The sequence below is a fragment of the Kitasatospora sp. NPDC059817 genome, assembly GCF_042731835.1.
GTDB lineage: Bacteria > Actinomycetota > Actinomycetes > Streptomycetales > Streptomycetaceae > Kitasatospora.
Window position 1 is genome coordinate 1 of sequence record NZ_JBHWIR010000247.1, and the last position, 8,477, is coordinate 8,477.

At 72.1% G+C, this 8,477-nt stretch carries 8 protein-coding genes; 3 read left to right on the forward strand and 5 right to left on the reverse strand.

From position 1 onward, the window contains the following. Positions 1-232 precede the first annotated feature (232 nt). From ettA to ACFV61_RS32200, 3 genes are all read left to right on the forward strand, one after another. Entirely contained in the window at positions 233-1,897 is a 1,665-nt protein-coding gene (gene ettA, locus ACFV61_RS32190; RefSeq protein WP_079135893.1) for an energy-dependent translational throttle protein EttA, read from the forward strand. A 109-nt stretch (positions 1,898-2,006) separates the two neighbouring features. Then, positions 2,007-2,450, forward strand: a complete 444-nt coding sequence (locus tag ACFV61_RS32195; RefSeq protein ID WP_063349408.1) for a thioesterase family protein — start codon at positions 2,007-2,009, stop codon at positions 2,448-2,450. 33 nt (positions 2,451-2,483) lie between these two features. Continuing rightward, positions 2,484-3,176 (forward strand): hypothetical protein, encoded by a 693-nt coding sequence (locus ACFV61_RS32200; RefSeq protein WP_063349409.1) that lies wholly within the window; start codon positions 2,484-2,486, stop codon positions 3,174-3,176. A gap of 10 nt (positions 3,177-3,186) precedes the next feature. On the opposite strand, the gene ACFV61_RS32205 is transcribed toward ACFV61_RS32200, so the two are convergent. The 5 genes from ACFV61_RS32205 to ACFV61_RS32225 all read right to left on the reverse strand — a co-directional run. Beyond that, positions 3,187-3,591: a globin gene (locus tag ACFV61_RS32205; protein ID WP_063351424.1), complete on the reverse strand. Its 405-nt coding sequence runs from the start codon at positions 3,589-3,591 to the stop codon at positions 3,187-3,189. A gap of 98 nt (positions 3,592-3,689) precedes the next feature. After that, positions 3,690-4,838, reverse strand: coding sequence for an ABC transporter permease (locus ACFV61_RS32210; RefSeq protein ID WP_380337990.1), 1,149 nt, complete (start codon positions 4,836-4,838; stop codon positions 3,690-3,692). Next, positions 4,835-5,752: an ABC transporter ATP-binding protein gene (locus ACFV61_RS32215; protein ID WP_363376284.1), complete on the reverse strand. Its 918-nt coding sequence runs from the start codon at positions 5,750-5,752 to the stop codon at positions 4,835-4,837. The genes ACFV61_RS32210 and ACFV61_RS32215 overlap by 4 nt, the downstream gene beginning before the upstream one ends. Before the next feature lie 144 nt (positions 5,753-5,896). Next, positions 5,897-7,105 carry an FHA domain-containing protein gene (locus tag ACFV61_RS32220; RefSeq protein ID WP_380423505.1) on the reverse strand — a complete coding sequence of 403 codons (1,209 nt, stop codon included), beginning with the start codon at positions 7,103-7,105 and terminating at the stop codon, positions 5,897-5,899. 73 nt (positions 7,106-7,178) lie between these two features. Beyond that, on the reverse strand, positions 7,179-8,477 hold a 1,299-nt coding region (locus tag ACFV61_RS32225; RefSeq protein ID WP_380495491.1), incomplete at its 5' end, for a VWA domain-containing protein.

Consider the following 8,477-nt stretch of genomic DNA (forward strand, 5'->3'; position numbering starts at 1 on the left):
GGGGCCCCCCCGCCCTACCCCCCCCCCGCGGGCCGCGCGGCGCCCCCCCCCGCCGCCCGGCCCCCCCCCCGCCCCCCCCCCCCCCCCGGGGGGGGGGGCCGGGCCTTCGCCGTTCAACGCCGCGCTGCGGATACCCCCGTGGGGCACACCGGGCGTTCGGGGCCCCCGGCCGGGTGCGGCACAATGGAAGGCTGCAAGCCGAATACTCCCGACGACGCCGGAGCGATCTCACGTGGCGGAATACATCTACACGATGCGCAAGGTGCGCAAGGCGCACGGAGACAAGGTCATCCTTGACGACGTGACGCTCAGCTTCCTCCCCGGGGCGAAGATCGGCGTCGTGGGCCCCAACGGCGCGGGCAAGTCCACCGTGCTGAAGATGATGGCCGGCCTGGAGCACCCCTCCAACGGCGACGCCTTCCTCTCGCCCGGTTTCACCGTCGGCATGCTGCTCCAGGAGCCGCCGCTCGACGAGACCAAGACCGTCCTGGAGAACGTCGAGGACGGCGTCAAGGAGATCAAGGGGAAGCTCAACCGCTTCAACGAGATCGCCGAGCTGATGGCGACCGACTACTCGGACGCCCTGCTGGACGAGATGGGCAAGCTCCAGGAGGACCTGGACCACGCCAACGCGTGGGACCTGGAGGCCCAGCTGGAGCAGGCCATGGACGCCCTGGGCTGCCCGCCCGGCGACTGGCCGGTCACCAAGCTCTCCGGTGGCGAGAAGCGCCGCGTGGCGCTCTGCAAGCTGCTGCTGGAGTCCCCCGACCTGCTGCTGCTCGACGAGCCCACCAACCACCTGGACGCCGAGTCGGTGAACTGGCTGGAGCAGCACCTGGCCAAGTACCCCGGCACCGTCGTCGCCGTCACCCACGACCGGTACTTCCTGGACAACGTGGCCGGCTGGATCCTGGAGCTCGACCGCGGCCGCGCCATCGGCTACGAGGGCAACTACTCCACCTACCTGGAGTCCAAGCAGTCCCGCCTCAAGGTCGAGGGCCAGAAGGACGCCAAGCGCGCCAAGCGGCTCCGCGAGGAGCTGGAGTGGGTCCGCTCCAACGCCAAGGGCCGCCAGGCGAAGTCCAAGGCCCGTCTGGCCCGCTACGAGGAGATGGCGGCCGAGGCGGACAAGATGCGGAAGCTGGACTTCGAGGAGATCCAGATCCCGCCGGGCCCGCGTCTGGGCAGCATCGTCATCGAGGTGGAGAACCTCTCCAAGGCCTTCGGCGAGAAGATCCTGATCGACGACCTCAGCTTCACCCTGCCGCGCAACGGCATCGTCGGCATCATCGGCCCCAACGGCGCCGGCAAGACCACGCTGTTCAAGATGCTCCAGGACATGGAGACCCCCGACTCCGGTGTGGTCAAGGTCGGCGAGACCGTCAAGATCAGCTACGTCGACCAGAGCCGCGCCAACATCGACCCGAAGAAGACCCTCTGGGAGGTCGTCTCCGACGGTCTGGACTGGATCAACGTCGGCCAGGTCGAGATGCCGTCCCGCGCCTACGTGTCGGCCTTCGGCTTCAAGGGCCCGGACCAGCAGAAGCCGGCCGGCGTGCTGTCCGGTGGTGAGCGCAACCGCCTGAACCTGGCGCTCACCCTCAAACAGGGCGGCAACCTGCTGCTCCTCGACGAGCCCACCAACGACCTCGACGTCGAGACGCTCTCCTCGCTGGAGAACGCCCTGCTGGAGTTCCCCGGCTGCGCCGTGGTCATCTCCCACGACCGCTGGTTCCTGGACCGGGTGGCCACCCACATCCTCGCCTACGAGGGTGAGAGCAAGTGGTTCTGGTTCGAGGGCAACTTCGAGTCGTACGAGAAGAACAAGATCGAGCGGCTCGGCGCCGACGCGGCCCGCCCGCACCGGGCCACGTACAAGAAGCTGACCCGCGGCTGACACCCAGCCGTCACGGCGGCCCGGCAGACTGCCCCTCGGGGCGGCCTGCCGGCCGCCGGCCCGCCGCCACCGCACGGCGGCGGGCGACCGGACGTCGAGGAGAACACCTGTGGCCCGCCACATCTACGCCTGCCCGCTGCGCTGGTCCGACATGGACGCGTTCGGCCACGTCAACAACGTGGTCTTCCTGCGCTACCTGGAGGAGGCCCGGATCGACTTCATGTTCACCCAGGCCGCCGAGGCCGGGGCGGGGGAGTTCGCGGGCGGCTCGGTGGTGGCCCGCCACGAGATCGATTACAAGCGCCCGCTGGTGCACCGGCCGGAGCCGGTCACCGTCGAGACCAGGGTGACCCGCATCGGCGGCGCCTCGCTGACCGTGTCCTACGAGATCAAGGACGTCGCTGAGGACGGCACCGAGACGGTGTACGTCCAGGCGTCCACCGTGGTCGTGCCCTACGACCTGGCGGAGGGCCGGCCGCGCCGGATCTCGCCCGTGGAGCGGGAGTTCCTGTCCCGCTTCATGGACGAGGAGCCCGCCGTAGTCGCCGCCTGAGCACCCACCTCCGACGATTCGAGCTGACCCGCGTTGACCATCACCGCCCGCCTCGCCCTCACCGACGCCGGGGAGGCCGCCGACCTCTCCGCGTTCCTGCTGCGCCTGCTGCGCTTCGACAAGGCGGCGGCCGTCCGGTTGCAGGCGGTGGCCCCGGCCGGGGAGGACGGCGTGCTGGCGGTCTTCGGCCGGCTGCCGCTGGGCGGTTCGGGCGCGCTGGCGATCCGCACCGCCCGGCTGACCGGGCCGGCCGAGCCGACCGACCTGACGGTCTCGGCGGGCCAGTTGCTGGACGGCGTGGACGCCGGGACGGGTGCCGTCGCGCTGCCCGCCCCGGTGACCGGGCCGGCCTGGGCCGGGCTGCTGCCGCCGCGCACCGGCTGGCGGCCGGTCGGGGCGCCGCCGGCGGCCGAGGTGTACCCCGAACTGATGGCCGGGGTGCGGGAGTTCCGTGAGCGCAGCGAGGCCGTCCCGGCGCAGCACCGCGGCCGTGCGGTGCTGGACGCGCTGGCCGACGAGATCTGGTCCCGCCCGGTCTCCGTGCTGCCGGAGCTGCCGCTGCGGGCGGTGCACGCGGCGTACGTGATCGGCTTCCTGAAGCCCGGGGCCCCGCTCACCGTGCACCGGGCGGGCGGCTGGCTGCGGCTGAGCGCCCCGGCCGGCTCGGTGGCGGTCCGGACGGTGGCCGCACCCGGCGCGGGGTTGGGGCTCAGCCCGCTCCGCTGACCGGAGGGGATCAGCCCGGGGTGTTGATCATCGAGGCGGCGGCGTAGGTGAGGTAGTCCCAGAGCTGCCGCTCGGCCTCGGCGGGCAGGGCCAGGTCGTCCACGGCCGCCCGCATGTTCCTGAGCCAGGCGTCGTGCGCGGCGCGGTCGACCTTGAACGGCACGTGCCGCATCCGCAGCCGGGGGTGGCCGCGCTGCTCGCTGTAGGTGCGCGGGCCGCCCCAGTACTGCATCAGGAACAGGGTCATCCGCTCCTCGGCCGGGCCAAGGTCCTCCTCGGGGTACATCGGCCGGAGCAACTCGTCCTCGGCGATGCCCTGGTAGAACCGGTGGACCAGTCGCCGGAAGGTCGGTTCGCCGCCGACCTGGTCGAAGAAGGTCTCCTCGCTGAACGTTCCTCGCCGGATCTCTTTCACCCGACCATGGTCGCAGACGCCGACGGGGTCGTACACCGGGACCAAAGGCGTACGACCCCGCAGGGCGTGTGTCGGGGCTCAGGCGACCGGGGCGGCGGTCACACGTCCTCCCACTTGAACAGCTTCCAGGAGATGCCGGTCAGCACGGCCGCGAAGAGCAGCAGTCCGCCCATGGTGGGCAGGGCGTCCATGACGCCGCCGCCGCGGGTCAGTACCGACTGGGCGGCCGTCACCAGGTAGCGCAGCGGCATGACCTTGGAGATGGTCTCCAGCCAGCCGGGCGCGCTGTCCAGCGGGATGAACGCGCCGGACAGGAAGGACATCGGCAGCACGATGATCTGCGAGATGCCGTTGGCCGCCTCCTCGGTCTTGGCGACCGATCCGGCCAGCAGGCCGATCGACATGAAGGCGAGCGTCGCGCAGGCCACCAGCGGGATGACCAGCCACCAGTTGCCGGTGAGCTTGAGCCCGAAGAAGTTGGTGGCGACCGTCAGGAACACGGTGGTCTGGAGGAGCGAGGTCAGCAGCGAGACCAGGATCCTGGAGCTGATGACCGTGCCCGCACTCACCGGGGCCAGCCGCAGCCGGCGCAGCACCTTGCTCTTGCGCCACCCGACCAGGGTCAGTGCGGCACCGAACACCGCGCCGGTGGCGACGGCCCAGCCGAGCAGGCCGGGGGTGAGGAACTGGATCGGCTTGAGCGACTGGTCCTCGACCTGCTGGGCGTCCAGCACGTAGGCCGGCTTCTGGCCGGTGGCGGCCTGGTTGGCGCTCTGGACCACCGAGTTGACGATGCCCCGCAGCGCGCCGGCGCGGACGGTGTCGGCGGCGCTGAAGCGCAGCTCGACCTTGCCGTCCGGACCCTGCTCGATCATCGCGTCGAAGTCGCCCTTGCGGACCTTCTCCAGCGTGGCGGCCGCGTCGTCGGTCCTGGTGATGGTGAGGACCTTGTCCAGGTCGACCCGGCCCTCGCCCTGGATCGAGTCGAACAGCTTCACCGCGCCGACCTGCGCCACCTTGGCGTGCGGGCTGCTGGAGCCCTTGCCCACGGTGCCGAAGAACACCAGGAACACCAGCGGGAAGAGCAGGATGAAGAAGGTCGCGGTGCGGTCGCGCTTCATGCCGAGCAGCATCGCGCGGGACAGGCTCCAGAACGCGCTGACCCGCTCCCGCTCGGCGCTCGCGCCGCCGCTCGGACCGTCGCTCCGGGCGGGGGTCTTCGGCTCGGTGGACGTGCTGGCGGTCATGCGCGGTACTCCCGTCCGGTCAGCTGGAGGAAGACGTCCTCCAGGGTGGCGCCGCGCACTTCGAGGCCGCGCAGCGCGTTCTGCTCGGCCAGGACGCTCAGGACCGGGGCCGGGAGGCGGGTGGAGACGGAGAGCGAGACGCTGTCGTCCTCCAGGGCGGCGATGTCGGCGCCGGCCGCGGTGAGCAGGTCCCGGGCGCGCTCGACGGACAGCTGGCCGGACGCGACGCTGATCCGGACGGTGTCGTCGATCTCGCGGATCAGCGTCGCCGGGGCGCCGGTGTGCAGGATCTTCCCGTGGTCCATGATCGAGACCCGGTCGCAGAGCACCTCGGCCTCGTCCAGGTAGTGGGTGGTGAGGACGACCGTGCGGCCCTCGCCGTTGATGTCCCGCAGGAGGTCCCAGAGGTTGCGCCGGGCCTGCGGGTCGAGGCCGGTGGTGGGCTCGTCCAGGAAGACGATCTCCGGGTCGTGGGCCAGCGCGCAGGCGATCGACAGGCGCTGCGCCTGACCGCCCGACATCTGGTCGGTCATGACGTCGGCCTTGTCGGTCAGGCCGACCCGCTCCAGCATCGCGTCGGCCCGCTTGGGGCCGACCCCGTAGAACGACGCGAAGGTGCGGATGGTCTCCCGGGCCGTCAGTTTCCGGAAGAAGGCGGAGGCCTGGAACTGCACGCCGATGCGCGGCAGCAGTTTCGGATTGCGCGGCCAGGGAGCCATCCCCAGCAGCTCGACCCGGCCCTCGTCCGGCTTGCGGACGCCTTCCAGGATCTCCATCGTGGTGGTCTTCCCGGCGCCGTTGGGGCCCAGGATTCCGTAAAATTCGCCGGCCTCGACGGTGAGGGACACCCCGTCGACGGCCTGCACGTCCCCGTACCGCTGACGGATGCCGTCGGCGGATATAGCTGCAGTCATGTGGCCTGAGCCTAGGGCTTGCGGAGGGCCCTGTGCACGTCGGCGACGACGAAATTTGTGGATTGTCCGAGGGATCGGGAACAAGCCGGGCCGGGCGGAAGTTGAATCCCACCCGGCCCGGCCGGAGTTGTCGCCGACGGTCTTTCAGACGCGGTGCACCGTGATCGTCGTCCAGGCGCCGATGTGGATCCGGTCGCCGTCGTTCAGCGGCACGGCGGTGTGCGGGGCGATCGGCTCCGCGCCGCCGTTCACGGTGGTGCCGTTGGTCGAGTCCTGGTCCACCAACACCCAGCTGCCGTCCGCCTGTTCGGCGAGCAGCGCGTGCTGGTGCGAGGCGCCCGGGTCCTCCGGCGGCACCGACAGGTCGATCTCCGGCACGGTGCCGCGGTGCTGGCTGCGCCGCCCGATCCGCAGCTGGCCGCGGCCGGTCAGCGGGATGCGCCGCTCGGGGCAGTACGGCGGGAAGAACAGCCCGGCCGCCTCGGGGCCGCTGCGGGCCATCATCTCGGTGAAGTACTCGCGGTCGGCGGAGACCACCGCGATCCAGTTGGTCCGGAGCGGCTCCGCGGGGGCCGCCGACTGTGGCTGCTGAGGCTGGGGCTGCTGCTGATGCGGCGGGGCGAGGTGGAACGAGGTGCCGAAGTCGCCGCCGCGGTTGTTGGGGCCGGGGGGCTCGGCGTACACCGGGCCGGAGTCCTCGCGGACGGGGGCCTCGGGGAACGCCCCCTCCGGCGTGGGCCCCTCCGGCCCGTTGGCGGGCAAGGAGGGAGGGTAACCGTAGGTGTGCGCGGGCGCGGCGGCCTGCTGCGGGTGCTGGGTGTGCTGCGGCTGTGGCTGCTGCGGGACGGGCGGGCCGTACGGCGGTTGGCCGTACGGCGGCTGGGCGGCCGGCGCGCCGCCGTACGCCGCCGGGATGTTCAGCGGCTGCTGCGCCTGGCGGCGCGAGGGGGTGGAGAGCTCGTAGTCGTACCCGCACTCCTCGCAGAACCGTCCGGTCTGCGGGCTGCGGCAGATTGGGCAGACCGTCAGGCCCTCGGTCAGGTTGGGGTAGCCCTGGGCCGGTGGCGGCGGCATCGCGCCGGGCTGTGGCGGGACGTTCCCCGGCGGCACCGGCGGAGGCGACGGCGGCGCGCCGTAGGGCGTACCGAGGTGGTCCGGGTGCTGGGACTGCTCGAACGAGCCGGGCGCCTCGGGCGCCGGGTGGGAGCCGTACGCCCCCGGGTGGGTCCCGTGGGCCCCGTGGGCTCCCGGGTGGGCTCCGGGCGGCGGCGGGGCCGGCGGAGTCATCGGGAAGCCGCAGAAGTCGCACCAGTCCTCGGCCTGCGACTCGTGGCCCCTCGGGCAGATCGGCATCAGTTCCCCCTCACATCGAGCCGGCTTGGGGCGGCGTCGCACCGGGTCGTCGGCCCGGTCACGTCTTCAGCGGTCACTTCTTCACACGCACCGTCTTGGTCGACCGGGTCTCAAGGGTCATCGAGTCGGCCTCGCTCACGTTCTTACGGAACCGAACCGTACCCTCCTTCGGGTCCACCACGTCCACCACCTTCTGCAGCAGTTTGTAGGTGCCCTCGTTGCCGGTCGCGTGCGCGATCCGGACGGCGGCGCCCAGCTTGGAGGTGGCGGTGTCGACGTCCCCGGCCCGGTGGGCCTCCAGGCCCTCCTGGATGGAGGAGGCCAGCTCGGCCTGCCCGGTGTAGTGGGCGACCTGCGGGCTGATCCGGGTGGAGGAGGCCAGGTCGTCGGTCCACACCGCCTTGACCAGGCCCTGGGAGAGCACCTCGGGGGTGCCGCTGCCGACCTGCGGGGGCAGCACCAGGCTGATCCGGGCGGCGAGCATCTCGTTGCCGATGGAGGCGGCCGGGACCTCGACGCAGACGTGGTAGTCGCGGCTCTCGTCGCCCCAGGAGCCGGTGGGGTAGTCGCCGGCCCGGGGGCCGGCCTCCGCGCGCCGGGCGGTGAGGTCCTCGACCGCGGGGGCGACCTGCTTGACGAACTTGACCGCGGCGTTGGCCGGGGTCCAGATCCGCAGCGCGACGTCGGCGACCTGCTTGCCCATGGCGCCGGCCATCATCGAGCGGAAGTCCTCGGCCAGGCCGGAGGGTTCGGCGACGATGTCGACGGTGCCGAGCAGCGCCGAGGAGATCTTGCGCAGCTCGTCGATCCGCCAGTCGGTGCCGACGCCGCGGCAGTCGGCGGTGAAGTGGCCGGTGACCCGCTCGATGGCGCGTTCCAGGTCGACTGCCGACTCGTGCTCGTTGTTGCCGTCGGTGAGCAGGACGGCGTGCCGGATGGCGATGTCGCGGCGGGTCAGGAAGAGCTTGTCGGCCTTGGCCAGCCAGGTGCCCATCGCGGTGCCGCCGGCGGCGGTGAGGCGGCGCAGGGACTCCTTGGCGTGGCCGCGGGTGGTGGCGGAGGCGGTGGCGAGGGTGCCGTCGCCGGGGTAGATGTCGCGGGCCTCGTGGGTGCCGGCGACCACGGCGAAGGCGGTGCCGTCGCGCAGCGCGTCGATGGCGGCGGCGGTGGCCTCGCGGGCGCCGTTGATCTTGGTCTTGGGGTAGTCCATCGAGCCCGAGCAGTCCACCAGGATCACCACGGCCGCGGCGGTGTCGGCGCTCTGCGGGCCGCCCGCGGCGGGGATGGCCAGAGGGCGGGCGCCCGGGGGGGCGCCCCCCGTGGCGGGGTACGGGGCAGTGGGGGTGTGCACGCGAGCGCCCGAGGGCCAGTG

Excerpts from the sequence above, each read along its gene's own strand:
- ACFV61_RS32210 (WP_380337990.1), bottom strand. The coding sequence starts at position 4,838 with ATGACCGCCAGCACGTCCACCGAGCCGAAGACCCCCGCCCGGAGCGAC.
- ACFV61_RS32215 (WP_363376284.1), bottom strand. The coding sequence starts at position 5,752 with ATGACTGCAGCTATATCCGCCGACGGCATCCGTCAGCGGTACGGGGAC.
- ACFV61_RS32220 (WP_380423505.1), bottom strand. The coding sequence starts at position 7,105 with ATGCCGATCTGCCCGAGGGGCCACGAGTCGCAGGCCGAGGACTGGTGC.